At 60.7% G+C, this 24102-nt stretch carries 25 protein-coding genes; 16 read left to right on the top strand and 9 right to left on the bottom strand.

Annotated elements, in window-relative coordinates; genetic code table 11:
• Window positions 1–38 precede the first annotated feature (38 nt).
• From rnr to HWW83_RS13290, 4 genes are all read left to right on the top strand, one after another.
• Entirely contained in the window at window positions 39–2513 is a 2475-nt protein-coding gene (rnr, locus tag HWW83_RS13305) for a ribonuclease R (RefSeq protein WP_033651494.1), read from the top strand.
• Window positions 2514–2574: 61 nt separating this feature from the next.
• The gene (rlmB, locus tag HWW83_RS13300; protein WP_004933653.1) at window positions 2575–3306 is read left to right on the top strand and encodes a 23S rRNA (guanosine(2251)-2'-O)-methyltransferase RlmB; all 732 of its coding nucleotides are present in this window, start codon (window positions 2575–2577) and stop codon (window positions 3304–3306) included.
• A 116-nt stretch (window positions 3307–3422) separates the two neighbouring features.
• Window positions 3423–5051, top strand: a complete 1629-nt coding sequence (locus HWW83_RS13295) for an isovaleryl-CoA dehydrogenase (RefSeq protein ID WP_176589358.1) — start codon at window positions 3423–3425, stop codon at window positions 5049–5051.
• Window positions 5052–5117: 66 nt separating this feature from the next.
• On the top strand, window positions 5118–5516 hold the full coding sequence (locus tag HWW83_RS13290; protein ID WP_015376394.1) for a DUF350 domain-containing protein: 399 nt from the start codon (window positions 5118–5120) through the stop codon (window positions 5514–5516).
• Here HWW83_RS13290 and HWW83_RS13285 read toward each other — a convergent pair.
• Both HWW83_RS13285 and bsmA read right to left on the bottom strand, forming a co-directional pair.
• Window positions 5513–5788 carry a YdgH/BhsA/McbA family protein gene (locus HWW83_RS13285; protein ID WP_025305027.1) on the bottom strand — a complete coding sequence of 92 codons (276 nt, stop codon included), beginning with the start codon at window positions 5786–5788 and terminating at the stop codon, window positions 5513–5515. The two genes, HWW83_RS13290 and HWW83_RS13285, sit on opposite strands and share 4 nt — an antisense overlap.
• 123 nt (window positions 5789–5911) lie before the next feature.
• Window positions 5912–6220 (bottom strand): biofilm peroxide resistance protein BsmA, encoded by a 309-nt coding sequence (gene bsmA, locus HWW83_RS13280; RefSeq protein WP_033651492.1) that lies wholly within the window; start codon window positions 6218–6220, stop codon window positions 5912–5914.
• A 127-nt stretch (window positions 6221–6347) separates the two neighbouring features.
• Between bsmA and yjfP the strand changes: the two genes are divergently transcribed.
• Window positions 6348–7100: an esterase gene (gene yjfP, locus HWW83_RS13275; RefSeq protein ID WP_042783520.1), complete on the top strand. Its 753-nt coding sequence runs from the start codon at window positions 6348–6350 to the stop codon at window positions 7098–7100.
• 124 nt (window positions 7101–7224) lie between these two features.
• Window positions 7225–7599 carry a hypothetical protein gene (locus HWW83_RS13270; protein WP_129993663.1) on the top strand — a complete coding sequence of 125 codons (375 nt, stop codon included), beginning with the start codon at window positions 7225–7227 and terminating at the stop codon, window positions 7597–7599.
• Between the two features lie 99 nt (window positions 7600–7698).
• Here the strand turns inward: HWW83_RS13270 and HWW83_RS13265 are convergent, their stop codons facing one another.
• Both HWW83_RS13265 and HWW83_RS13260 read right to left on the bottom strand, forming a co-directional pair.
• Complete coding sequence (locus HWW83_RS13265; RefSeq protein ID WP_033638913.1) at window positions 7699–7965, bottom strand: YdgH/BhsA/McbA family protein; 267 nt, start codon at window positions 7963–7965, stop codon at window positions 7699–7701.
• 10 nt (window positions 7966–7975) lie between these two features.
• A complete protein-coding gene (locus tag HWW83_RS13260; RefSeq protein ID WP_127897167.1) occupies window positions 7976–8182 on the bottom strand; it encodes a hypothetical protein in 207 nt (68 codons plus the stop codon).
• A 236-nt stretch (window positions 8183–8418) separates the two neighbouring features.
• On the opposite strand from HWW83_RS13260, the gene rpsF reads away from it, so the two are divergent.
• The 5 genes from rpsF (at window position 8419) to HWW83_RS13235 (ending at window position 10333) form a co-directional block, all read left to right on the top strand.
• Window positions 8419–8817 carry a 30S ribosomal protein S6 gene (rpsF, locus tag HWW83_RS13255; protein ID WP_004933634.1) on the top strand — a complete coding sequence of 133 codons (399 nt, stop codon included), beginning with the start codon at window positions 8419–8421 and terminating at the stop codon, window positions 8815–8817.
• An 8-nt stretch (window positions 8818–8825) separates the two neighbouring features.
• Window positions 8826–9143 (top strand): primosomal replication protein N, encoded by a 318-nt coding sequence (gene priB, locus HWW83_RS13250; protein ID WP_049233092.1) that lies wholly within the window; start codon window positions 8826–8828, stop codon window positions 9141–9143.
• A 4-nt stretch (window positions 9144–9147) separates the two neighbouring features.
• Window positions 9148–9375, top strand: a complete 228-nt coding sequence (gene rpsR / locus HWW83_RS13245; RefSeq protein WP_000135199.1) for a 30S ribosomal protein S18 — start codon at window positions 9148–9150, stop codon at window positions 9373–9375.
• Between the two features lie 39 nt (window positions 9376–9414).
• The gene (rplI, locus tag HWW83_RS13240; protein WP_004933629.1) at window positions 9415–9867 is read left to right on the top strand and encodes a 50S ribosomal protein L9; all 453 of its coding nucleotides are present in this window, start codon (window positions 9415–9417) and stop codon (window positions 9865–9867) included.
• 112 nt (window positions 9868–9979) lie between these two features.
• Window positions 9980–10333 carry a DUF488 domain-containing protein gene (locus HWW83_RS13235; RefSeq protein WP_042783523.1) on the top strand — a complete coding sequence of 118 codons (354 nt, stop codon included), beginning with the start codon at window positions 9980–9982 and terminating at the stop codon, window positions 10331–10333.
• Between the two features lie 3 nt (window positions 10334–10336).
• Here HWW83_RS13235 and HWW83_RS13230 read toward each other — a convergent pair whose 3' ends face one another.
• A complete protein-coding gene (locus tag HWW83_RS13230; protein WP_176589357.1) occupies window positions 10337–11011 on the bottom strand; it encodes an OapA family protein in 675 nt (224 codons plus the stop codon).
• 267 nt (window positions 11012–11278) lie between these two features.
• Between HWW83_RS13230 and bamJ the strand changes: the two genes are divergently transcribed.
• Window positions 11279–11899 (top strand): BamJ family beta-barrel-assembly machinery protein, encoded by a 621-nt coding sequence (gene bamJ, locus HWW83_RS13225; RefSeq protein WP_004933618.1) that lies wholly within the window; start codon window positions 11279–11281, stop codon window positions 11897–11899.
• A 100-nt stretch (window positions 11900–11999) separates the two neighbouring features.
• Here the strand turns inward: bamJ and HWW83_RS13220 are convergent, their stop codons facing one another.
• A complete protein-coding gene (locus tag HWW83_RS13220; protein WP_176589356.1) occupies window positions 12000–13952 on the bottom strand; it encodes a bifunctional 2',3'-cyclic-nucleotide 2'-phosphodiesterase/3'-nucleotidase in 1953 nt (650 codons plus the stop codon).
• 255 nt (window positions 13953–14207) lie between these two features.
• Here HWW83_RS13220 and cysQ point away from each other — a divergent pair, with 255 nt between their 5' ends.
• Window positions 14208–14948 carry a 3'(2'),5'-bisphosphate nucleotidase CysQ gene (cysQ, locus tag HWW83_RS13215; protein WP_168177224.1) on the top strand — a complete coding sequence of 247 codons (741 nt, stop codon included), beginning with the start codon at window positions 14208–14210 and terminating at the stop codon, window positions 14946–14948.
• Window position 14949: 1 nt separating this feature from the next.
• Here cysQ and HWW83_RS13210 read toward each other — a convergent pair whose 3' ends face one another.
• Window positions 14950–15507, bottom strand: coding sequence for a YtfJ family protein (locus HWW83_RS13210; RefSeq protein ID WP_033641638.1), 558 nt, complete (start codon window positions 15505–15507; stop codon window positions 14950–14952).
• A gap of 330 nt (window positions 15508–15837) precedes the next feature.
• Between HWW83_RS13210 and HWW83_RS13205 the strand changes: the two genes are divergently transcribed.
• Window positions 15838–16044, top strand: coding sequence for a DUF1107 domain-containing protein (locus HWW83_RS13205; RefSeq protein WP_033641639.1), 207 nt, complete (start codon window positions 15838–15840; stop codon window positions 16042–16044).
• Window positions 16045–16113: 69 nt separating this feature from the next.
• Here HWW83_RS13205 and paeA read toward each other — a convergent pair whose 3' ends face one another.
• A complete protein-coding gene (gene paeA, locus HWW83_RS13200; protein WP_033641641.1) occupies window positions 16114–17445 on the bottom strand; it encodes a polyamine export protein PaeA in 1332 nt (443 codons plus the stop codon).
• A gap of 180 nt (window positions 17446–17625) precedes the next feature.
• The gene (gene msrA, locus HWW83_RS13195; RefSeq protein ID WP_089195519.1) at window positions 17626–18264 is read right to left on the bottom strand and encodes a peptide-methionine (S)-S-oxide reductase MsrA; all 639 of its coding nucleotides are present in this window, start codon (window positions 18262–18264) and stop codon (window positions 17626–17628) included.
• Between the two features lie 304 nt (window positions 18265–18568).
• Between msrA and tamA the strand changes: the two genes are divergently transcribed.
• Together tamA and tamB are read left to right on the top strand one after the other, a co-directional pair.
• On the top strand, window positions 18569–20287 hold the full coding sequence (tamA, locus tag HWW83_RS13190; RefSeq protein WP_169539905.1) for an autotransporter assembly complex protein TamA: 1719 nt from the start codon (window positions 18569–18571) through the stop codon (window positions 20285–20287).
• The gene (gene tamB / locus HWW83_RS13185) at window positions 20284–24102 is read left to right on the top strand and encodes an autotransporter assembly complex protein TamB (protein ID WP_069100491.1); all 3819 of its coding nucleotides are present in this window, start codon (window positions 20284–20286) and stop codon (window positions 24100–24102) included. The genes tamA and tamB overlap by 4 nt, the downstream gene beginning before the upstream one ends.

Below are 24102 nucleotides of genomic sequence, written 5' to 3'. Positions count from 1 at the left end.
CTCAACGTCATCCTGCTGATGACAACGGAGGAACCGCAATGTCACAAGATCCATTCCTGGAACGAGAAGCAGAAAAATACGAATCTCCCATTCCCAGCCGTGAATATATCCTGGCCCATTTGGCGAAACGAGAAACGCCGGCCAGCCGCGAAGAACTGGGCAACGAATTGGGCCTCAGCGGCGAAGAACAGCTGGAAGCGCTGCGCCGCCGCCTGCGCGCCATGGAGCGCGATGGCCAGTTAGTGTTTACCCGCCGCCAGTGCTACGCGCTGCCGGAGCGTTTGGACCTGCTGCGCGGCACGGTGATCGGCCACCGCGACGGCTACGGCTTCCTGCGCGTTGAAGGCAGCAAAGACGATCTGTACCTGTCCGCCGAACAGATGAAAATGGCGATCCACGGTGACGTGGTGCTGGCGCAGGCGCTGGGCGCGGATCGCAAAGGGCGTCGCGAAGCGCGCATTGTGCGCGTGCTGGTGCCGAAAACCAGCCAGATCGTCGGCCGCTTCTTCATGGATGCCGGTACCGGCTTCGTGGTGCCGGACGACAGCCGTCTGAGCTTCGATATTCTGATCCCGGCAGACAGCGTCAGCGGCGCGCGCATGGGCTACATGGTGGTGGTGGAGCTGACTCAGCGCCCGACCCGCCGCACCAAAGCGGTCGGCAAGATCGTCGAGATCCTCGGCGACAAAATGGGCACCAGCATGGCGGTGGATATCGCGCTGCGCACCCATGAGATCCCGCATACCTGGCCACCGCAGGTGGAAAAGCAGGTGGCCGATCTCAGCGAACAGGTGCCGGAAGCGGCCAAGAAGGGCCGCGTCGATCTGCGCAAGCTGCCGTTGGTCACCATCGACGGTGAAGACGCGCGCGACTTCGATGATGCCGTGTACTGCGAGAAAAAACGCGGCGGCGGCTGGCGCCTGTGGGTAGCGATCGCCGACGTCAGCTACTATGTGCGTCCACGCACCGCGCTGGACGACGAAGCGCGCAGCCGCGGCAACTCGGTGTATTTCCCGTCGCAGGTGATCCCGATGCTGCCGGAAGTGCTGTCCAACGGGCTGTGCTCCCTGAACCCGCAGGTCGATCGCCTGTGCATGGTGTGCGAGATGACCATCTCCGCCCAGGGGCGCCTGTCCACGGCCAAGTTCTACGAGGCGGTGATGAGCTCCCACGCCCGCCTGACCTACAACAAGGTGTGGCACATTCTGCAGGGCGATCAGGAGCTGCGCGAGCATTACCACCCGCTGGTCAAGCACCTGGAAGAGCTGCACGCCATGTACAAGGTGCTGGATAAGGCGCGCGCCGAGCGCGGCGGCATCGCGTTTGAAACCGAAGAAGCCAAATTCATCTTCAACGCCGAACGCCGCATCGAGCGCGTGGAGCCGACGGTGCGCAACGACGCCCACAAGCTGATCGAAGAGTGCATGATCATGGCCAACGTGGCGGCCGCGCGCTTCGTCGAGAAACGCAACGAGCCGGCGCTGTACCGCGTGCACGATCGTCCGAGCGATGACCACATCTCCGCGCTGCGCAGCGTGCTGAGCGAGCTGGGGCTGACGCTGGGCGGCGGCAACAAGCCGCAGCCGAAGGACTATGCGGTGCTGATGGATGAAGTGTCCGAGCGCCCTGACCACGAAATGCTGCAAACCATGTTGCTGCGCTCGATGAAGCAGGCGATTTACGATCCGGAAAACCGCGGCCACTTCGGCCTGGCGCTGGCCTCTTACGGCCACTTCACCTCGCCGATCCGCCGTTATCCGGATCTGGCGTTGCACCGCGCGATCAAATACCAGCTGGCCAAAGAGCATGGCGAGCCGAAAGAGCGCTGGACGCCGACCGGCGGCTGGCACAGCGAATTCGAAGAGATGTTGCAGCTGGGCGAACACTGTTCGATGACCGAGCGCCGCGCGGACGAAGCGACGCGCAACGTCGCCGACTGGCTGAAGTGCGACTTCATGCAGGATCACGTCGGTGAAGTGTTCAGCGGCATCATCTCCAGCGTGACCGGCTTCGGCTTCTTCGTGCGCCTGAACGATCTGTTCATCGACGGGCTGGTGCACGTATCAACGCTGGATAATGATTACTATCGCTACGATAATATCGGCCAGCGCCTGATCGGCGAGTCTTCCGGCACGGTCTATCGCCTGGGGGATACGGTGGAGATCCGCGTGGATGCGGTGCATATGGACGAGCGCAAGATCGACTTCGCGCTGGTGTCCAGCACCCGCAAAGCGCGCGGTGAAGGCAAAACCGAGCGCGATCGCGCTAAGAAGGGCGGCCAGCGCACGCTGCGCGACAGCGGCAATGCGGGGCGCGGCAAGCGCCGCGGCGGCAAACCGCCGGCCAACTTCGAGCCGGACAGCGCCTTCCGTAAGCAGGATGACGCCAAGCCCGCGGACAACGTGAAGAAGGCGAAAAAGAAAGCCAAGAAAGCGTCCGACAAAACGCGGAAAATCGCGGCGGCGACCAAAGCCAAACGCGCAGCCAAGAAGAAAGGTGCCGAGCAGGCTTAACCTGCCGCACATCGTTACCATCGGCCGGTTATCGCCGGCCGCACGACTTTAAAAGAGCATCATGAGCGAAATTATTTACGGCATCCACGCCGTCAAAGCCCTGTTAGAGCGCGATCCGCAACGCTTCCTGGAAGTGTTTATCCTGAAAGGCCGCGAAGATCGCCGCCTGCAGCCGCTGATCGCCGAGCTGGAAGCGACCGGCATCGTGATCCAGGTGGCGAACCGCCAATGGCTGGATGACAAGGTTGAAGGCGCGGTGCACCAGGGGATCATCGCCCGGGTGCGCGAAGGGCGTCAGTATCAGGAGAACGATCTGCCGGGCCTGTTGGAGAGCGTGGAAACGCCATTCCTGCTGGTGCTGGACGGCGTGACCGACCCGCATAACCTCGGCGCCTGCCTGCGCAGCGCCGATGCGGCCGGCGTGCACGCGGTGATCGTGCCCCGCGATCGTTCCGCCCAGTTGAACGCCACTGCCAAGAAAGTGGCCTGCGGCGCCGCCGAAAACGTGCCGTTGATCCGCGTGACCAATCTGGCGCGCACGCTGCGTCTGCTGCAAGAGATGAATGTCTGGGTCGTCGGCACCGCCGGCGAAGCCGACCATACGCTGTATCAAAGCAAAATGACCGGCCCGATGGCGCTGGTGATGGGCGCGGAAGGCGAAGGCATGCGCCGCCTGACCCGCGAACACTGCGATGAGCTGATCAGCATCCCGATGGCCGGTACCGTCTCTTCACTGAACGTGTCGGTCGCCACCGGCATCTGCCTGTTCGAAGCGGTGCGCCAGCGCGGCTGATTCTTCTGACGGGGGCGCCGTGCTCCCGTTAATTCCCCCTCTTGTGATCCCGCCTGCGGCAGAAATCTCTGCGCCGACCATACTTACTCCTGACGCTTTTTTCAGGGAGCACTCTCATGGTCTGGACTACGCACACCGTTTTTAACCAACCCAAGCCGCTGGGCAACAGCAACCTGTTTCTCTCCGATACGCCGCTGCGCGAAGCGTTGCAGCGCGAGCAAGGCGGTTGGGACGCCGAGGTATTGGCTTCGCTGGGCCAGCAGCTCGGCACGCAGGAGTCGCTGGAGCTGGGGCGGCTGGCCAACGCCAACCCGCCGGAGCTGCTGCGCTACGACGCCACCGGCCAGCGGCTGGACGACGTTCGCTTTCACCCGGCCTGGCATATCCTGATGCAGGGGCTGATCGCCAACCGGGTGCACAACCTGCCCTGGCAGGAGGATGCGCGCATCGGTTCCTTCGTGGCGCGCGCCGCGCGTTTTATGCTGCATGCGCAGGTCGAGGCCGGCACGCTCTGCCCGGTGACCATGACCTTCGGCGCCACGCCGCTGCTGCTGCAGGCGTTACCGGCCGAGTTTCGCTCCTGGCTGACGCCGCTGCTGTCGGATCGTTATGACGCTCACCTGCTGCCGGGCGGGCAGAAGCGCGGCTTGCTGATCGGCATGGGCATGACGGAGAAACAGGGCGGCTCCGATGTCTTGAGCAATACCACCACCGCCACGCCGCTCGGCGCGCGCGGGCCGGGCGAAGCCTACCGGTTGGTGGGGCATAAGTGGTTCTTCTCGGTGCCGCAAAGCGATGCGCACCTGGTGCTGGCGCAGGCCGAAGGCGGGCTGTCCTGTTTCTTCCTGCCGCGCATTTTGCCGGACGGCAGCCGCAACGCCATTCGCCTTGAGCGGTTGAAAGACAAGCTGGGCAACCGCTCTAATGCCAGCAGCGAGGTGGAGTTTCAGGACGCCACGGCCTGGCTGCTGGGCGATGAGGGCGACGGGGTGCGGCATATCCTGAAGATGGGCGGCCTGACCCGTTTCGACTGTTCGCTGGGCAGCCACGGCCTGATGCGCCGCGGGCTGTCGGTGGCGCTGTATCATGCGCTGCAGCGGCAGGCGTTCGGCAAATTGTTGATAGAACAACCGCTGATGCGCCAGGTCTTGGCGCGCATGGCGCTGCGGCTGGAAGGGCATACCGCGTTGCTGTTCCGGCTGGCCCGCGCCTGGGAGAGCCGCAGCAATGAAGGCGAACTGATCTACAGCCGGCTGCTGACCCCGGCGGCCAAATACAGCATTTGCCGTCAGGGCATGCCGTTCATCGCCGAGGCTATGGCGGTGTTGGGCGGCATCGGTTACTGCGAGGAGAGCGAGCTGCCGCGCCTGTACCGTGAAATGCCGGTGAACAGCATCTGGGAGGGCTCCGGCAACATCATGTGTCTGGACGTGTTGCGCAGTCTGCATAAACTGCCGGGCGCGCTCGAGATGTTGCAGTTCGAGCTGCAGCCGGTGCGCGGCCAGAATCGGTTGTTCGATCACGCCTGGCGGCAGTGGCAGCAGCGTGCCCGGCAACCGAGCGAGGAGATGGGGCGGCTGCTGACTCAACAGCTGTTCGATCTGTGCTGCGCCGCGCAGCTGCTGCAGCACGCCAGCCCGCTGATCGCCGACGCCTGGTGTCATCTGACGCTGGATCACCGCGGCGAGAGCCTGCTGTCGGCCGAGGCGTGCGAACTGCTGCTGAACCGCGCCATCGGCGGTTAGGGAAAAGGGTGGCGCCCGGCGGCGAAAACCTTTTTAATTCAGCCTCACTCTGACAGGAAAATGCACATGGATATTCTCAGCGCGTTGGCGGCGTTCGCCTCTTACTTCTTCAGCGGCTTCGCCATGATTTTGGTGTTTCTGTTCGTCTATACCCGCATCACCCCGCACGACGAATGGGCGCTGATCAAGGCCGATAATCAATCCGCCGCCTTTGCTTTTATCGGCGCTTGCCTGGGATATGTGATCCCGCTGGCCAGCGCGGCGATCAACTCGATCAGCCTGCTGGATTACCTGCTGTGGGGCGTGGTGGCGCTGGTGGTGCAACTGCTGCTGTTCGCCGCCGTGAAGATCTACATGCCGCGCATCAGCGACAAGATAGAAGCGAATCACCTGGCCGCCGGGATTTTCCTGGGGGGCGTCTCCGTCAGCGGCGGGGTGTTGAATGCGGCTTGCATGAGCTACTAAAGGTATAAGATGGCCGAGGCGCGCCAGCCAAGCGGGTGCGCCTGCTCTTCCATCCGCAGGATGCGGTAATAGCTGGCGCCGTGTTGGTCGGCGGTGCGGGCGATGGCCAGTTCCGCCTCCTGCGGTGAGCCGGGCAAATCGTTGAAGGTGATCTCGGCGATTTCACTGAGCGGCGTCACGCGATCGGCGGGCGCCAGCTCGGCGGACTGTGCGCCGGTGCTGAGCAATCCCATGGAAAGCAAGAGGGAGGTGAGTGCGGTGGAGCGTTTCATGGCGTTCCCCTTCGTCAGATCCTGAATCGACACCCGCAACATGCGGCATGCTGTCCCTCAGTGTGCAACACCCTTCTTCAGCCAGTGCAAAGCCAGTGTAAAGCTGCTTAAAAAATCCCCGCCTTAACGATACAGGATCGCCTGGGAATACCATTGGCCCGGCACGACGGTTTCGCTGTTCATGATGATCACGTAATAACGGGCGCCGGCGGCGGTGGCCTTGCGTTGGATCTCCGCTTCCACGTCCATCGGGCTGCCGCGCACCACGGCGGTGACGGTGCCCATTTTCACCAGCTCGGCGGTCTGCGCGCGGACGATCTCCTGCGCCTGAGCGGTGGGGGGCGGCGGCGGTTTCGGCGTGGTGGTCATGATGCCGCAGGCGGAAAGCTGTGCGGCCAGCGTCAGGGTAATGAGTGTGCGGGCAATCGTCATGGTGACCTCGTAAGCGCCGGTGCGATGGCTTCAGTGTAACGCAATATAAGCTGTAACAGATTGAGCTAACGCTGCTTCGCGCAAGTTTGTCATGATGAATGCCAACAGGTGAGTTGAGGATGAACGGATGATCGAAATTCATGACGAGCAGGCTGGCGATATCGCGGTGATCCATGCGGTGCCGGCGGGGCAGTATCATCGGCCGCTGCCGACGGTGTTCTTCTGCCATGGCTATACCTCGTCGAAAGAGGTATACGCTTATTTCGCCTATGCGCTGGCGCGCGCCGGTTTTCGGGCGGTGTTGCCGGATGCCGATCGGCACGGCGAGCGATTCGACGGCGATGAGGCGCGGCGCCTGGCGTCATTCTGGGAGATCCTGCGCAGCAATATCGACGAACTGCCGCAGATCAACGCGCATTTTGAGCGGCTTGGCCTGATCGCCGACGGCCGCATCGGCGTCGCCGGCGCCTCAATGGGCGGCATGACCGCGCTTGGCGCCTTCGCGCGCTTTCCGTGGATCCGTGCGGCCGCCAGCCTGATGGGTTCCGGCTATTACCGTGCGCTGGCGCAAACGCTGTATCCGCCGTTGGGCGAGACGGGCGAGGCGCTCTCGCCGACGGCGTTTGCGGCGCGCACCGCCGTGCTGGCGGAGTATGAGCTGGAAGGACGTTTGGCGCAGATTGCAGGGCGGCCGCTGCTGCTGTGGCACGGCGAGACGGACGACGTGGTGCCGGCGGCGGACAGCCTGCGTTTGGCGGCTGAACTGCGGCAGCAAGGTGCGGACGGCCGTTTGACATCGCTCGTCGAGCCGGGCGTGAAGCATCGCATCACGCCGCTGGCGCTGTCCGCCACCACCGATTTCTTTCGCCGCGAATTGTAATGCGCCTCCGGGCGCGATGCGTGGAATTGCGGTGCTCTCTGTAGGCTGTTTCGGTCATTGTTTGACGCATGGCGGAGGAGAATGTCAGCGTGAATTCTTTCAGGGGCGGCAAGGAGCGGAGAGCATGATAAAGGGTATCAGCAATACGGCCGAGACAGCGCGCGGGCTGGCGGGAACGATGAAAGCGCGCGCCGATCTTAACTCAATGGCCTTCAGTGAGATGCTGGGGGCAGCCGACGGCAAGTCGCGGCAAAACAAGGCGAATCCGCTGTCGCGCATCACCGCGCATACGGTGCATAACATGACGGCGCTGTTCGCCTCCGCGCCGAAAGCGGCGGCCGCGCAAACCGCGAAGGCCGGCTCGCTCTCCTTCGAGCAGCGGGCGACGCTGGAGGAAAGCGCCGAACTGCTGCAGGTACGGACAAACTATATGCGGATGGCGCTGCAATTGCACAATCCGGGCAAGGCGTTCAGCGCGCCGACGTTGCTCAAACTGTGATGGGTGAGGAAGTGGAGCGCCCGACAGGCGGCGCTCCGATGCGGACTGAACGGGCTTTCTGATGAAGCCCTGGGGATTTCCCTGGCGTGGCGCGTCTTTTTAACGGTACAGCTCGGCGCTAACGTGCATCGTGCTGTTGTCGCCCGGTTCATGCAGGGCGATGATGCGATAAGAGCTTGCACCGCGTTGATCGGCGATTTTACTGACCTGGCTACTGGCGTCATCCGGCGAGACCACGTTCTGGTTCAGGGTGACGAAGCCAACGCTCTGGCGTTGATCGGCCTGGTGCGAGGAGATCTCCGTCGCGGCCATCACGTTGGCGGAGAACAGGGCGGCAAGCGCCGTCGCGAGAATGATGCGTTTCATAGTGCCTCTCTTACTTTTTGCCGTTACGGCCTGACAGCGAGTGTCGCTGCGGCAAAAAGTCATTTATCTGCATTGAATAACCTGGAATCTTTTTCGTCGCGCTGTCTGCGGCGGATAAGGTTAATTTTAGTCGGTTGCGGCGGATTAAAAAGCGGGGCGTTTTGATGGCCTCTTTCAAAAAAAATGAAATAGATTTGTGACTCAGCGCTGATTTCATTGAAAGATTTTTGAAACTGATGGATTGGCGTACATAGGTTTCCCCGCCAGCAAATCGTGCTATTTCCCATACCCCCTCTCAATAACGCGAATAAAACCCACGCAGTCCTTGAGTTTCCCGCCCTGCGTCAGTATGATTACGCGTCATTTTTCAGCCGCACACTAAACACGTTCCTTGCTTCCATGGGCCGCGGTTGACCCTGACAGGAGGCTGAATAATCCGTAAGGAGCAATTCGATGCGTCATTACGAAATCGTTTTTATGGTCCATCCTGACCAAAGCGAACAGGTTCCGGGCATGATCGAGCGTTACAGTGCTACCATCACTAACGCGCAAGGTCAGATTCACCGTCTGGAAGACTGGGGCCGCCGTCAGCTGGCTTATCCGATCAACAAACTGCACAAAGCTCACTACGTTCTGCTGAACGTTGAAGCGCCGCAGGAAGCGATCGATGAGCTGGAAACTAACTTCCGCTTCAACGACGCCGTTATCCGCAGCATGGTTATGCGCGTTAAGCACGCGGTAACTGAAGCATCTCCGATGGTTAAAGCGAAAGACGAACGTCGTGGCGATCGCCGCGAAGACTTCGCTAACGAAACCGCAGATGATGCAGATGCTGGGGATTCTGAAGAGTAATTGCCGCCGTGACGGCTAATCGTCTGGTTTTGTCGGGCACTGTGTGCAAGGCGCCGGTTCGAAAAGTGAGTCCTTCCGGGATACCGCACTGCCAATTTGTGCTAGAGCACCGTTCGCAGCAGATGGAAGCCGGATTCAGCAGACAAGCATGGTGCCGAATGCCCGTGGTTGTCAGCGGACAACAGTCACAAGCACTAACTCAAAGATTAACGGTCGGCAGTCAGATTACCGTGCAAGGCTTTGTAAGCTGCCATCAAGGGCGCAACGGGCTGAGCAAATTGGTTCTGCATGCCGAGCAGATTGAATTGATAGATTCTGGAGACTAGCCAAATGGCACGTTATTTCCGTCGTCGCAAGTTCTGCCGTTTCACCGCGGAAGGCGTTCAAGAGATTGACTATAAAGACATCGCTACGCTGAAAAACTACATCACCGAAAGTGGTAAAATTGTACCGAGCCGTATCACCGGTACTCGTGCAAAATATCAGCGCCAGCTGGCCCGTGCTATCAAGCGCGCGCGCTACCTGTCTTTGTTGCCGTACACTGATCGTCATCAGTAATCGGCCACTGTCCATTAACGACTTTGAGAGGATAAGGTAATGCAAGTTATTCTGCTTGATAAAGTAGCAAACCTGGGCAGCCTGGGTGATCAAGTTAACGTTAAAGCGGGCTACGCTCGTAACTTCCTGGTACCACAGGGCAAAGCTGTTCCTGCTACCAAGAAAAACGTTGAGTTCTTCGAAGCACGCCGTGCTGAACTGGAAGCCAAACTGGCTGACGTTCTGGCTGCTGCTGAAGCTCGCGCAACCAAGATCAACGAACTGGGTTCAGTGACCATCGCTTCCAAATCTGGCGACGAAGGTAAACTGTTCGGCTCTATCGGCACCCGCGACATCGCTGACGCAGTGACTGCGGCAGGCGTTGAAGTTGCCAAGAGCGAAGTTCGTCTGCCGAACGGCGTTCTGCGTACCACTGGTGAGCACGAAGTGCACTTCCAGGTACACAGCGACGTGTTCGCACAGCTGAATGTAGTTGTGGTTGCAGAAGCGTAATTTACGCTGCTGTTAACCCGGTTAAAACGCCAGCCTCGCGCTGGCGTTTTGCTTTTCTGCGCCCGGCAAAACGCGCTACGCTAGAAGACGGGATGAAAAGGGAGAGCGTGTGATGGCAACGATTACGCTACAGCGGGTTTACGATTTCAGCGCGCCGGCGCCGGCGCATTGCTATCTGATAGACAGGCTATGGCCGCGCGGCATCAGCAAGGAGAGGCTGGCGGGCGTGCAGTGGTTGAAACAGGTGGCGCCGGATGACGAGCTGCGCAAGTGGTTCCATCAGCATACCGACCAGTGGGAAGCCTTCGAGGCGCGTTACCGCCAACAGCTGGCGGCCAACGACGCCTGGCAGCCGCTGGTGGCGCTGTTGCGGCAGGGGGAGGCGCTGACGCTGCTGTATGGCAGCAAAGATACCGAGCACAACCAGGGCGTGGTGCTGCGCGAGTTTTTGCTGGCGCAGCTTTAGCGATTAGCGTTCCCGGCGGTAGCTGCCGTCGGCCTGGCGGCGGAACAGCGCCTGGCTGTTGTCCACGGTGGTGACCGACAGCGCGTTAATCACGCCGTTGGCGTCGCGTTCGATGCGCACTTCCTGACCGGCTTTCATGTTGCTCAGCGGTTTGTCGCCGCCTTCCACCTGCGCCATGGCGAACACCTCATTCACCGGCAGATTGTTGTCGCGAAACAGCTGGGCCAGCGTCTGGCCGGGCTGGATCTGATAACGCTGCCAGTTGCCCGCCGGCGTCGGTTCGTTGGCCGGCGTGGCGGCGCCACCGCCGTTTTGCAGCTCAGCCTGCAGCGGCACGCTGGTTTCCTGCTGAGAGACCGGGAACGGCTGTCTTTCGGGCGAGTAGGGCCACAGCAACGCCAGCAGCAGAATGATGCCGAAGATCAGCACCCAGCGGCGGTGAAAGTAGGGCAGTGGTTCCATCCAATGGAAACCGTCCGGCAGATGCCAGACTTTGGCCAGCAGCGCTTTGACCCGCTGCATCTTGTCGTTGGCCGACGGCGGTTCCGATGGCGACTCCGCGTCTTCCTGCGTGGGTGCGGCGCAGGGTTTCAGGCGCTGGCTGATGTTCAGCCAGGTGCGCAGCAGCGGCTGGTAGATGCGGGTGGTTTTCCTTTTCCTGGGCGCGATTCTGCCCATGGTGACCTCTCTTCGACGGCGTAATAATAAGCGCGGCGCGGCAAGCGCGTCGCCTGCCCGATATCCTGCTTTCAGTATAGTCCGCTAACTGATTGAAGTGAAAGGCGGCTGAGCGGCAGGGCCGGGGTTTGCGGCTGCGGGCGTTAACAGAAGGTTATTGTTTCTTTTTCTACGACAAAAGTCATCATTCTCCACACAAGATTTTACCCGGCATTGACGCGCTGTTATGCTGCGCTTTCGACTTTTTACAGACTTAAGGAAAACCCCATGACAACCCCTTCTTTTGACAGCGTTGAAGCGCAAGCAAGTTACGGGATTGGTTTACAGGTCGGCCAGCAGCTGCAAGAGTCCGGGCTGGAAGGTTTGCAACCGGAAGCTTTGCTGGCGGGTCTGCGCGACGCGCTGGAAGGGAATGCCCCGGCGGTTCCGGTAGACGTGGTGCACCGTGCGCTGCGTGAAATCCACGAGCGTGCGGATGCGGTGCGCCGCGAGCGCCAGCAGGCGATGGCCGTTGAAGGCCAGAAGTTCCTGGACGACAACGCCAAGCGCGACGACGTGACGCTGACCGAGTCTGGCCTGCAGTTCTCCGTACTGGAGCAGGGCAACGGCCCAATCCCGTCCCGTCAGGATCGCGTGCGTGTGCACTACACCGGCCGTCTTATCAACGGCGACGTGTTCGACAGCTCGGTTGAACGCGGCCAGCCGGCAGAATTCCCGGTCAGCGGCGTGATCCCAGGCTGGATCGAAGCGCTGACCCTGATGCCGGTCGGTTCCAAATGGCAGCTGTATATCCCGCACAACCTGGCCTACGGCGAGCGTGGCGCAGGCGCGTCCATCCCGCCGTTCAGCGCGCTGGTGTTCGACGTCGAGCTGCTGGAAATCCTGTAATTCCACCGAGGATTACTCTGGGCGCCTTCGTGGCGCCCTTATTTTATGCGCCGCGCAGACGGGCGATGAATGGCCGGGCGAGCCGGCCAGTGACAGTGAGTTACTTACCGCTTAAATCGATGCGATAAACCGCGAAGCCGATGCTGTCGCTGTCTGCGGCGCTCATCGGGTATTGGGCGTGCTCTTTGATAAACTTCGTCGCTTTGTCCGAAGGCGAGGTCTCGAAGCGGATATCCAGCGGCTGCTTGCTGCTGAAGTTAGCCAAACGCCAATTGTTGTCCGCCTGCGGGCGCACCGCGCCATGCCGCTGGGTTTCGGCGGTGATGTAGGCCGCCAGCACCGAGCGGTTTTCATCCGGCGAAGCGAAGGCGATATGTTTGTCGCCGGTGCCGGCAAACTTGCCGCCGTAGGCGCGGTAGTTGTTGGTGGCAACCAGGAAGGTGGCGTTCGGATCGATCGGCTTGCCGTTGAAGGTCAGCTGCTTGATGCGCTCCGCCTTAGCGTTGATCAGCTGGCATTCGCCGTCGTAGCGCGCCGGTTGGCTGACGTCGATCTGGTAGTTGACGCCGTCGATCACGTCGAAGTTATAGGTGCGGAAGCCGTCCCAGTTGATCAAGCCTTGCGGCTTGGCGCTGTTGACGTCGATCTGGTTGAACTGGCCGGCGGAGCACTCCAGCCACTCTTTCACCTCTTTGCCGCTGGCCTTCACCACCACCAGCGTATTGGGATAGAGATAGAGATCGGCGGCGTTGCGGAAGGTGAGCTGGCCTTTTTCCACTTCGACGAAGCTAGCGGGGTCGTTCTTGCGGCCGCCGACCTTGAACGGGGCCGCCGCGGACAGCACCGGCAGATCGGCCAGGTCCGGGTCGCCCTGGATGTAATGTTCGACGTAGGCCTTCTGCGCATTGTTGACGATCTGCACCGTCGGATCGTCCTGCACCAGCGCCAGGTAGCTGTACATGTTGCCGTCGGATTTACCGATCGGCTGGCTGACGAACTCGCGCGTGCCTTTGTGATCGTCCGCCAACACCTTCGCCAGCGCGGCATCTTCCGCCGCCAGCGATTTCTTGTTCTCTTTGTCGTAGATCGGCCGCGCTTCCGCTTTGGCGGCGGTCACTTTCCAACTGCCGCCATCGTTGTTGAGCTGCAGATCGACCACGCCGAGATGGTCGCCCCATTGGCCCGGCATCACCGCCGGTACGCCATTCAGCAGGCCTTTGTCGATATCCGCGCCTTTGATGTTGGCGAAGTCCTTGCTCGGGAACACCGCGTGGGCGTGGCCGAACATGATGGCGTCGATGCCGGGCACCTGGCTGAGGTAATAGACCGAGTTTTCCGCCATCGCCTTGTAAGGCTCGCTGGACAACCCGGAATGCGGGATTGCCACCACCAGATCGGCGCCCTGTTTACGCATCTGCGGCACGTAGCGCTTGGCGGTGGCGGTGATGTCGTCCACCGTCACTTTGCCCTGCAGGTTGGCTTTGTCCCACACCAGGATCTGCGGCGGCACGAAGCCGATGTAGCCGATGCGCAGCGTATGCGCCTTGCCATCGCGATCCTTCACCGGGGTATCGACGATGATGTATGGCGTGAACAGCGGTTTTTGCGTTTTGGCGTCGATGACGTTGGCGTTGATGTACGGGAATTTGGCGCCGGCGATGGCGTTCTTCAGGTAGTCCAGCCCGTAGTTGAACTCATGGTTGCCGATGTTGCCGACCACATAGTCCAGCGTGTTCATCGCCTTATAGACCGGGTGCACGTCGCCCGGTTTCAGCCCCTTGGCCGCCATGTAATCGCCGAGCGGGCTGCCCTGAATGATGTCGCCGTTATCCACCAACACCGCGTTGGCGGCCTGCTGGCGCGCCTGTTGGATCAGGCTGGCGGTGCGCACCAGGCCGAACTTGTCGGTCGGCGTGTCCTTGTAGTAATCGAAGTCCATCATGTTGCTGTGCAGATCGGTGGTTTCCAGCACGCGCAGATCGACGGTGGCCGCCTGCGCCGAGGCGCATACCAGCAGCGCAAGCGCGGACAGCGTTAGTGGATGCTTCATCATTTGGGGTTCTCTCCATTCCATTATTCGAGTGTTATCGCAGAGGGAAATGTAATTAACACTGCTTGCCACAGTAAACTGTGAAGTGTGGCAGAAAACGGCGGCGGGTAACGCGGGGAAGTTCACAGTTGTGCCCAACAAGATCTGAGGAATTCCCGTAGCTTAGCCGGTTGAGATGGATATTCGGCGTAAAAAAAACTAGTCTGCTAGCAGAGACAGAGGGAAATTTCCCACGGAGATGCAGAGTTGAGGTGCATGATGTTAGAGCGAATTTGCCAACTGTCCCGCGAGGCGGGGGCGGCGATCATGGCGGTGTACGACGGTGAACAACCGCTTGATGTCGCAAAGAAAAAAGATGACTCACCGGTGACGGCGGCCGATCTGGCGGCGCATCACATCATCAAGCGCGGCCTGGCGGCGTTGACGCCGGAGGTGCCGCTGCTGTCGGAAGAGGATCCGCCGGCGTGGGAAGAGCGCCGCAACTGGACGCGCTACTGGCTGGTCGATCCGCTGGACGGCACCAAAGAGTTCTTGCATCGCAATGGCGAGTTCACGGTCAATATCGCCCTGATTGAAGACGGGCAGGCGGTGATGGGCGTGGTGTACGCCCCGGCGATCGACGTGTTGTATCTGGCGGAGCGCGGCAAGGCCTGGAAAGAAGAGAAGGGCGTGCGGCAGGCGATCGGCGTCAGCAACGCGCATCCGCCGCTGGTGGTGGTGAGCCGCTCGCATATCGACGACGAATTGAAAGACTATCTGCAGCAGCTGGGCGAGCACCAGACCGTGTCCGTCGGTTCCTCACTGAAGTTCTGCCTGGTGGCGGAAGGCAAGGCGCAGCTCTATCCGCGCTTCGGGCCAACCAATATTTGGGATACCGCCGCAGGACACGCGGTGGCGGTGGCCGCCGGGGCGCAAATTCACGATTGGCAGGGCAAGCCGTTGCTCTATACCCCGCGTGAATCTTTCCTCAACCCCGGCTTCCGGGTTTCGCTGTTCTGAGTCAGTTCGCCAACAGCTGGTGCAGCTTGGACATCACCTGCTGCACCTCTTCCGGCGTCAGCGCGCCGTCTTTGGCGAACTGAATGCGCCCTTGCTTATCCAGCACCACGATGGCGGAACCTTTCGGCTGCAGATCCCAGGCTTTGCGCACGTTGCCGTCGCTGTCGACGATAAACTGCGACCACGGGAACTCTTTCTTGCTGTCTTCGATGCTGCTGCGCACGAACATGGCGGTGCCCATCAGGGCATCGTCGGTGTTGACGATTGTCGTCGTTTGGTAACGATCGTGTGGTAGCTTCGCCTTCTTAATCGCTTCAATCAGTGGGTCGTTCATGTCTTTGGCGGAGCTGCGGCCGGCAATGTGCTGTATCACCCGCACTTTTCCACTGAGCTGCGCGCTGTTCCAATTCTGGTAGCTAAAATTACCGTCAGCGTAATTGAGCTCTCCTTTATCGCTGACGCCAACCGGCGCCACGCGCTGTTGGAGCTGGAAGTTGTGCGCGGAAGCGAAAAGCGGGGCGAGCAGCAGGGTTACCATCAGCATGCGACTTGTTTTCATGCTTTCTCCTTGTAAATGGGGGAATTTGTGCGACAGCACTTCGACAGCCTAAAGCATAGGATGTGATAAGAGGTCTGTCCTGTTAACCGGATCGCAGTTTTTCCCTTGGTTCGCTAATCATCAGATTTTGAAGGGATATCCTGAAAACGTTATAAATCATCATATACAATTCTGTCAAAAAGTGTAAATCCAGTGCAGATCACCGGGCGGAAGTGAACGATCTGGTCTTTACTGGGTCTACTACATGCAATCAAGTTGCGTTCTGAATTTCGAGGCTGCCACCTTTGGCGGCTCGCTGAGCGCATGGATCAACGGGAGGAGCGTAAAAGAATGAGAATCTTCCAGCGTTATAACCCTTTGAAAGTGGCGAAGTACGTTAAGACCCTGTTTCGCGGAAGGCTGTATATCAAGGACGTGGGCGCATTTGAATTCGACGAGGGGAAAATCCTGCCGCCGAAGATTCGCGACAAGCGCCATTTCAGCGTGATGTCCGAAGTGAACCGCCAGGTGCTGCTGCTGCAGGCCGAGGTCGGCTGAACACGGCGCTGACAGCGGTAAAAAAATGCGGCCCCGATGGGGCCGCTGATGTTTTTGTCCTTCGCGCCGTCAGGCCGCAGGCGTGTCGTCCGGCGCTTTCGGCAGCACCGCCGCCGGTTTGTCGCTCAGTCGGGTGACCAGCAGCTGATCTATCTTGTAGCTGTCGATATCCACCACTTCGAACTTGTAGCCGGCGTATTTGACGAAGTCGGTGCGTTTCGGGATCTTGCGCAGCATGTACATCATAAAGCCGCCAATGGTTTCGTAGTTGCCCGCCTGCGGGAACTCGTCGATATCCAGCACGCGCATCACGTCGTCGATCGGCGTGCCGCCTTCAATCAGCCATGAGCTTTCGTCGCGCGCCACGATCTGCTCTTCCTGGCCCTGGCCGACCAGATCGCCCATCAGCGTGGTCATCACGTCGTTAAGGGTGATGATGCCCACCACCAACGCATATTCATTGAGGATCACCGCGAAGTCTTCGCCGGCAGTTTTGAAGCTTTCCAGCGCTTCGGACAGCGTCAACGTGTCCGGCACGATCAGCGCCGAGCGGATCTGCACGCCGCTGCTCAGCACCAGGCTCTGGTTGCCCAGCACGCGGTTCAGCAGGTCTTTGGAATCGACGTAACCCACCACCTGATCGATATGGCCGTCGCACACCAGGAACTTGGAGTGCGGATGGGTCGAGACCTTTTCCTTGATGCTCTCTTCGCTTTCGCGCAGATCGAAGTACACCACGCTTTCGCGCGAGGTCATCGAAGACGGCACGGTGCGCGACTCCAGTTCGAACACGTTTTCAATCAGCTCGTGCTCCTGCTTGCGCAGCACGCCCGCCAGGGCACCGGCTTCCACCACCGCGTAGATGTCATCGGAGGTGATGTCGTCTTTACGCACCATCGGCAGCTTGAACATGCGGAAGATCAGGTTGGCCATGCCGTTGAAGAACCACACCAGCGGGCGGAAGATCATGATGGAGAAACGCATCGGGTTGATGATCCGGACGGCGACCGTCTCTGGTGCAATCATACCGATGCGCTTCGGGGTCAAATCGGCGAACAGGATAAACAGGCTGGTCACCAGCACGAAGGAGCAGATGAAGCTGACCTGTTCCGCCAGTTCGGGCGACAGGAAGCGAATAAAGAACTGTTGGAAGGTGCCGGAAAACGCCGCGTCGCCGACGATACCGCCGAGGATGGCCACGGCGTTCAGGCCGATCTGCACCACGGTGAAGAAGATGCCAGGGGTTTCTTGCAGTTTAAGCACTCTGGCGGCGTTGATGTTGCCTTCGTCCGCCATCAGCTTCAGTTTGATCTTGCGCGAGGCGGCCAGAGAGATTTCCGACAGTGAGAAAAACGCACTCACCGCGATCAGAAAAAGAATCAGTAAAATACTGTTTAACATAATCTATCCATACGTGCCGACGGGATGCCGGCGCTCTTGAGGAAGGGTAGTACATAGTAAAAAAAGCAGCGATAACAACCAGAAGGGAAGCTATCGGGCCGCAGAAGCGGCCCGCACAGTATAGCAGTTGCCCCACAGGGGCCGCCAGCGGTTAAAAAAGTGCCGCCGGCCGGCATCGGATCAGCCCTGCGGCGGCAGGCAAACGCCGATGCCGCCCAGCCCGCAGTAACCTTCCGGATTTTTGAACAGGTACTGCTGGTGATCGTCTTCCGCATAATAGAACGGCAGCGCCGGCGCGATCTCGGTGGTGATGACGCGCTTGTCGCCCGCCGCCGCCATCGCCTGCTGGAAGCGTTGCAGGCTGCTTTCCGCCTCGGCCTGCTGCTCTGGGCTCAGCGTGTAAATCGCCGAGCGGTACTGCGTGCCGACGTCGCCGCCCTGGCGCATGCCCTGCGCCGGATCGTGATTTTCCCAGAACACCTGCAGCAGCTGCTTGTAGCTGACGACCTGCGGATCGAACACCACGCGCACCACTTCGGCGTGGCCGGTCTGGCCGCTGCACACTTCGCGGTAGGTCGGGTTCGGCGTGTAGCCGCCGCTGTAGCCGGCGGCGGTGCTGTAGACGCCCGGCTGTTGCCAGAACAGACGCTCAACGCCCCAGAAACAGCCCATGGCGAAGATCGCCACTTCCATGCCGGCCGGCACCTGAGTCATCGAGTGTTCGGTGACGACGTTGAGCGTTGCGACAGGCATTGGCGTGGTGCGGCCAGGCAGCGCGCTTGCCTTATCGACGGTTTGTGATTTATCAAAAAATGGCACCACGGTTGACTCCTGTTGTCACAGTAAGAATTGACCCTACATGGCGGCGGTTCGGTTGTATCTCACCGCGTCTTTGCCCACAATAAGCGGCAAGTGGGATTTTGTATAAGCTTAACGCAGTATTTTGAGCGCCAAAAGTGAAGAATTCGCCTGTTGCGCGGCGGCAAAGCGCGGCGGGCGGCGTCCGGAAGAAGGTTGAAGAGGGCTGCCGTCATGATAGCGCGGAGTCTGCCCTGGCCCCGGAGCGAACACCATAACAGGAAAGTAAAATCAATAAGGAGAACACGTGCCAAAGTACCCGGTCATGTGCTTGATATCTGTGTTGCTTGCGGCACCTGCAGCCTATGCGGCCAACGTGCGGCTGCAGGTGGAGGGGTTAAGCGGAGAGTTGGAAAAAAACGTCCGGGTGCGGCTGTCGTCGATCACGCCTGAAGAGGTCGGCACCGACGGTCGCTTCCGCGCACGGGTGGATGAGGCGGTGCGCCAGGGGCTGCGCGCGCTCGGCTATTACCAGCCGACCATCGAGTTTACGCTGGACGATCGGCCGGGGATGTCGCGTCCGGTGCTGCATGCCAAGGTCAATCCGGGCGAACCGGTGCGCATCGCCGGCGCCAACATCGTGCTGGAAGGCGGCGCGAAGACCGATGAGGACTACCTGGCGCTGGTAAAGAAGGATCGGCCGACCATCGGCGAGATCCTCAACCACGGCAAGTATGACAGTTTCAAAGGCTCGCTGACCGGCCTGGCGCTGCGCAAAGGTTACTTCGACGCCGATATGACCAAAAGCCAACTCGGCGTGGCAGAAGATCTGCACAAGGCGTTTTGGGATATCGATTTCAACAGCGGCGAACGTTACCGCTTCGGCAAGGTGAAATTCACCGGTTCGCAAATCCGCGAAGACTATCTGCAAAATCTGGTGCCCTTTCATCAGGGGGATTACTACAGTTCGGAGGATTTGGCCGAGCTGAACCGCCGTTTGTCCGCCACCAACTGGTTCAACTCGGTGGTGGTGTCCCCTGATTTCAACGATGCCAAAGAGAACAAGATTTTGCCGTTGGACGCGCTGGTAACGCCGCGTACGCGCAATACCATCGAAACCGGTATCGGTTACTCCACCGACGTCGGCCCGCGGGTGAAAGGCACCTGGAAAAAGCCCTGGCTCAACGATCGCGGCCACAGCCTGGAAACCAGCGCCAGCGTGTCGGCGCCGGAGCAGCAGCTGGATCTGACCTATAAGATCCCGCTGCTGAAGAATCCGCTGGAGCAGTATTACCTGCTGCAGGGCGGGCTCAAGAACGTCGACCTTAACGACACCAAATCCGTGACCTCCAAAGTGGTGGCTTCGCGCAACTGGGATCTCTCCAGCGGCTGGCAGCGGGCGATCAACCTGACCTGGCGCTGGGATAACTTTACCCAGGGCAACGTCAGCAACACCACCATGCTGCTGTACCCCGGCGTCAGCTTCAACCGCACCCGCTCGCGCGGCGGCCTGATGCCGACCTGGGGCGACAGCCAGCGCTACTCCATCGACGTATCCGACACCACCTGGGGCTCGGGCGTGGACTTCGCGCTGATGCAGGCGCAGAACGTCTGGATCCGCACGCTCGCCGACAAGCATCGTTTCGTGGCACGCGGGCAGGTGGGATGGATAGAAACCAACGACTTCGACAAGGTGCCGCCGGATTTGCGCTTCTTCGCCGGCGGTGACCGCAGCATTCGCGGCTACAAGTACAAAGACATTTCTCCGCGCGGCGACGACGGCAAGCTGACCGGCGCCTCCAAGATGCTGACCGGCTCGCTGGAGTATCAATACAACGTGACCGGCAAATGGTGGGGGGCGATGTTCGTCGATTCCGGTGAAGCGGTGAACGATATCAAGCAGAGCAACTTCAAGACCGGCGCCGGCGTAGGCGTGCGCTGGCAGTCGCCGGTGGGGCCGGTGAAGCTGGATATCGCCGCGCCCGTGGGAGACAAGGACACTCACGGGATGCAGTTCTACATCGGTTTGGGGCCTGAACTATGAGCCTGGTTAAAAAGATTTGTCTCGGATTTCTGGTCGTTTTGCTGCTGCTGATCGGCGGACTGGCCTTTCTGGTGGGGACCACCACCGGTTTGCATATGGTCATCAACGGCGCGGCGCGCTGGGTGCCGGGGCTGGAGATCGCCGGCGTCAGCGGCGGCTGGCGCGATCTGACGCTGAAGGGCGTGAAGTATCAGATGCCGGGCGTGACGGTCAACGCCGGGCAATTCCATCTGTCCCTCGATCTCTCCTGCTTTAAACGCAGCTCGCTGTGCGTCAACGCCTTGACCGCTCAGGACGTGGACGTGGCGGTGAACACCAAAGAGATGGCGCCCTCCGCGCCGGTGGAGGAGAGCAGCGAGCCGACCACCAATCTCAGTACGCCTTATCCGATCACCCTGCGCCTGTTGGCGCTGAACAACGTCAAGGTCACCGTCGACGACACCGCCATTTCTCTGGCCGAGTTCCGCACCGGCGCACAGTGGCAAGAGCGTGCGCTGACGCTGATGCCGACCAAGATCGGCTCGTTGCTGATCGCCTTGCCGAAAACGCCGCAAAATCCGTTGCCGGAAGCGGTGCAACCGGCGGTCGAGGTGGCGAAAAAGGTCGGTGAGCAGGTTACCGACGCGGCGAAACCGGCGCCGCAGCCGGAAGAGAAGCCGCTTGGCGAAACGCTGAAGGAACTGTTCGCCAAACCGCTGTTGCCGGATCTGCCGGACATCCGCCTGCCGCTGGATATCACCGTGAAAGAGATCAGCGGCGAACAGCTGCGCTTGACCGGCGATACCGACGTGCTGATCACGAGTCTGTTGCTGCAGGCCAGCACGCAGGATCAGCATATCCAACTGGACAACTTTGACGTGAAGTCGCCGCAGGGTACGCTGTCGGTGCAGGGGCAGGCGACCCTGACCGGCGATTGGCCGGTGGCCCTGACCGCCAACAGCGCGTTGAACATCGACCCGTTGAAGGGCGAGAAGGTGAAGCTGAACATCGGCGGCGGGTTGCGTGATGAGCTGAAGGTCGCGCTGAACCTGTCCGGCCCGGTCGGCGCCCAGCTCGATGTGCAAACCCGGCTGGCCGAAGCCGGCCTGCCGCTGGCGCTGACGCTGCAGAGCAAACAGCTGAAATGGCCGCTGAGCGGCGAGGCGCAGTACCAGGTTAACGATTTCCGCCTGCGCTTTAACGGCAAGGCGACCGACTATGCGTTGTCGACGCGCGCTAATCTGAAAGGTCAGGATCTGCCGCCGGCGGTGCTGACGCTGGACGGCAAAGGCAACGTCGAGCAGTTCAAGCTGGAGCGCCTGCGGCTGGCGGCGCTGCAGGGTAATACCGAGCTCACCGCGCTGGTGGACTGGAGCAAGGCCATCAGCTGGAACTCGCAATTGACGCTGAGCGGCATCAATACCGCCAAGCAGTGGCCGGAATGGCCGGCGAAACTCGACGGCAAGATCACCACGCGCGGCAGCCTGCACGGCGGCAGCTGGCAGCTGCAGGTGCCGGTGCTGCAGCTGGACGGCAACGTGAAGCAGAACAAGGTCACGGCGCGCGGCACGCTGAGCGGCAACGCCGCCGGGCAGTGGAAAATCCCCGGCATCGATCTGACGTTGGGGCGCAACCAGCTGAACGTCAAAGGACAGCTGGACGAGAAGAGCTGGAACCTGGACGCCAACATCGACGCGCCGCGTCTGGACGGCGCGCTGCCGGGCCTGGGCGGCACCGCCAAAGGGCTGCTGAAGCTGCGCGGCAATCTGCAGGCACCTCAGCTGCTGGCGGATTTGACCGCCTCCGGTTTGCAGTGGCAGGCGCTGCGCATCAACCGGGTGAAGATCGACGGTGACGTGCGCTCCACGGATCAGATCCAGGGGCAGTTGGCGGTTCGCGTCGAGCAGCTGAAGCAGGACGCGCTGGAAGTCAGCCTGCTGACCCTGGACGCCAAAGGCAGCGAGAAGCAGCATCAGCTGCAGTTGAAGATCGACGGTAAGCCGGTCTCCGGCCAGCTGGCGCTGCAGGGCAGCTTCGATCGTCAGCAGCAGCGCTGGCGCGGCAATCTGAACAATACCCGCTTCGATACGCCGGTGGGGGAGTGGCGCCTGACGCGCGCCATCGCGCTGGACTACCTGAACACCGCGCAGAAAATCAGCATCGGGCCGCACTGTTGGCAGAACCCGAATGCCGAGCTGTGCGTGCCGAAGACCATCGAAGCCGGCCAGAGCGGCCAGGCCAGCGTGGTGCTCAACCGGTTCGATCTGGCGATGATCAAGCCGTTCCTCGGCCCGGAGACCGCCCTGAGCGGCGTGTTCACCGGCCGGGCCGACGTCAGCTGGAAACCGGGCGGCGCGCTGCCGGAGGCGAAGGTCACGTTGGCCGGCAACGGCGTCAAGGTGGTGCAGCAGGTGCAGGGCAACGCGCTGCCGATCGCCTTCGATACGCTGACCCTCAACGCCGGTCTGAACAACGGCCGCGCGCAGGCCGACTGGCGGATCAAACTGACCAACAACGGCCAGTTCGACGGCAATATCCAGGTGGCGGATCCGCAGGTGCGGCGCACCATCAGCGGCAACGTCAATATCACCAACATTTCGTTGGCGCTGATCAACCCAGCGCTGATGAAGGGTGAAAGCGCGGCGGGCATGCTGAACGCCAACCTGCGTCTGGGCGGCAGCGCGCAGAAGCCGCTGGTGTTCGGGCGTCTGGCGTTGGATCGGGCGAAGGTGCAGGGCCACTGGATGCCGTTCGATATGACCGACGCGCGGCTGGCGGTGAATTTCAATGGCATGACCTCGACGCTGGAAGGGCTGCTCAGCACCACGCGCGGCCAGCTGAATCTGGCGGGCGATGCCGACTGGCGTGACATCAACGCCTGGCGTGCGCGCATTGCCGCCAAGGGCGACAAGCTGCGGGTGACGGTGCCGCCGATGATCCGCATCGACGTGTCGCCGGATCTGGTGTTCGAAGCCACGCCGCAGCTGTTCTCGCTCAACGGCAAGGTCGACATCCCTTGGGCGCGCATCACGGTGCAGGAGCTGCCGGAAAGCGCGGTGGGCGTCTCTTCCGACGAAGTGATGCTGGACGACCAGCTGAAGCCGATTCAACCGAAGACCGCCTCGATTCCGATCAACAGCAACCTGATGATCCACGTCGGCAATGACGTGCGGCTGGACGCCTTCGGCCTCAAAGCCCGCTTGAAGGGTGATTTGAAAGTGGTGCAGGACAAGAAAGGGCTGGGCCTCAACGGCCAGATTGACATCCCTTCCGGTCGCTTCCATGCTTATGGTCAGGATTTGATCGTGCGTAAAGGGCAGCTGATGTTCTCCGGCCCGCCGGATCAGCCGCTGCTCAATATCGAAGCGATCCGCAACCCGGAATCCACCGAGGACGACGTGACCGCCGGCGTGCGCGTGACCGGCCTGGCGGATGCGCCGAAGCTGGAAGTGTTCTCCGATCCGGCCAAATCGCAACAGGAAGCCTTGTCTTATCTGCTGCGCGGCCAGGGCTTGAACAGCTCAGGCGCCGACGGCAACGCCATGACGTCGATGTTAATCGGCATGGGGGTTGCACAAAGTGGTCAACTTGTGGGTAAAATCGGCGAGGCATTCGGCGTGAGTAATTTGGCTCTGGACACTCAAGGGGTTGGCGACAATTCCCAGGTTGTCGTGAGCGGCTATGTCCTCCCAGGCTTACAAGTAAAATATGGGGTGGGCATTTTCGACTCGCTGGCCACGCTGACGTTGCGTTATCGCCTGATGCCTAAGTTGTATCTTGAAGCGGTGTCTGGTCTCGACCAGGCATTAGATTTGCTCTATCAGTTTGAGTTTTAG

The sequence above is a fragment of the Serratia ureilytica genome, assembly GCF_013375155.1.
Taxonomy (GTDB): Bacteria; Pseudomonadota; Gammaproteobacteria; order Enterobacterales; family Enterobacteriaceae; genus Serratia; species Serratia ureilytica.
Note: the sequence above shows the minus strand (reverse complement) of the source record. Positions and strands in the feature narration are given on the sequence as shown.

Bases quoted from the DNA above. Each gene is read 5' to 3' on its own strand.
- HWW83_RS13260 (WP_127897167.1), bottom strand. From the start codon at position 8,182: ATGAAATCAGCGCTGAGTCACAAATCTATTTCATTTTTTTTGAAAGAG.
- tamB (WP_069100491.1), top strand. From the start codon at position 20,284: ATGAGCCTGGTTAAAAAGATTTGTCTCGGATTTCTGGTCGTTTTGCTG.
- rnr (WP_033651494.1), top strand. From the start codon at position 39: ATGTCACAAGATCCATTCCTGGAACGAGAAGCAGAAAAATACGAATCT.
- rpsF (WP_004933634.1), top strand. From the start codon at position 8,419: ATGCGTCATTACGAAATCGTTTTTATGGTCCATCCTGACCAAAGCGAA.
- HWW83_RS13295 (WP_176589358.1), top strand. From the start codon at position 3,423: ATGGTCTGGACTACGCACACCGTTTTTAACCAACCCAAGCCGCTGGGC.
- HWW83_RS13230 (WP_176589357.1), bottom strand. From the start codon at position 11,011: ATGGGCAGAATCGCGCCCAGGAAAAGGAAAACCACCCGCATCTACCAG.
- HWW83_RS13210 (WP_033641638.1), bottom strand. From the start codon at position 15,507: ATGAAAACAAGTCGCATGCTGATGGTAACCCTGCTGCTCGCCCCGCTT.
- paeA (WP_033641641.1), bottom strand. From the start codon at position 17,445: ATGTTAAACAGTATTTTACTGATTCTTTTTCTGATCGCGGTGAGTGCG.
- yjfP (WP_042783520.1), top strand. From the start codon at position 6,348: ATGATCGAAATTCATGACGAGCAGGCTGGCGATATCGCGGTGATCCAT.
- rpsR (WP_000135199.1), top strand. From the start codon at position 9,148: ATGGCACGTTATTTCCGTCGTCGCAAGTTCTGCCGTTTCACCGCGGAA.
- HWW83_RS13290 (WP_015376394.1), top strand. From the start codon at position 5,118: ATGGATATTCTCAGCGCGTTGGCGGCGTTCGCCTCTTACTTCTTCAGC.
- cysQ (WP_168177224.1), top strand. From the start codon at position 14,208: ATGTTAGAGCGAATTTGCCAACTGTCCCGCGAGGCGGGGGCGGCGATC.
- rplI (WP_004933629.1), top strand. From the start codon at position 9,415: ATGCAAGTTATTCTGCTTGATAAAGTAGCAAACCTGGGCAGCCTGGGT.
- HWW83_RS13265 (WP_033638913.1), bottom strand. From the start codon at position 7,965: ATGAAACGCATCATTCTCGCGACGGCGCTTGCCGCCCTGTTCTCCGCC.
- tamA (WP_169539905.1), top strand. From the start codon at position 18,569: ATGTGCTTGATATCTGTGTTGCTTGCGGCACCTGCAGCCTATGCGGCC.
- HWW83_RS13235 (WP_042783523.1), top strand. From the start codon at position 9,980: ATGGCAACGATTACGCTACAGCGGGTTTACGATTTCAGCGCGCCGGCG.
- HWW83_RS13285 (WP_025305027.1), bottom strand. From the start codon at position 5,788: ATGAAACGCTCCACCGCACTCACCTCCCTCTTGCTTTCCATGGGATTG.
- HWW83_RS13270 (WP_129993663.1), top strand. From the start codon at position 7,225: ATGATAAAGGGTATCAGCAATACGGCCGAGACAGCGCGCGGGCTGGCG.
- rlmB (WP_004933653.1), top strand. From the start codon at position 2,575: ATGAGCGAAATTATTTACGGCATCCACGCCGTCAAAGCCCTGTTAGAG.
- bsmA (WP_033651492.1), bottom strand. From the start codon at position 6,220: ATGACGATTGCCCGCACACTCATTACCCTGACGCTGGCCGCACAGCTT.
- HWW83_RS13205 (WP_033641639.1), top strand. From the start codon at position 15,838: ATGAGAATCTTCCAGCGTTATAACCCTTTGAAAGTGGCGAAGTACGTT.
- HWW83_RS13220 (WP_176589356.1), bottom strand. From the start codon at position 13,952: ATGATGAAGCATCCACTAACGCTGTCCGCGCTTGCGCTGCTGGTATGC.
- bamJ (WP_004933618.1), top strand. From the start codon at position 11,279: ATGACAACCCCTTCTTTTGACAGCGTTGAAGCGCAAGCAAGTTACGGG.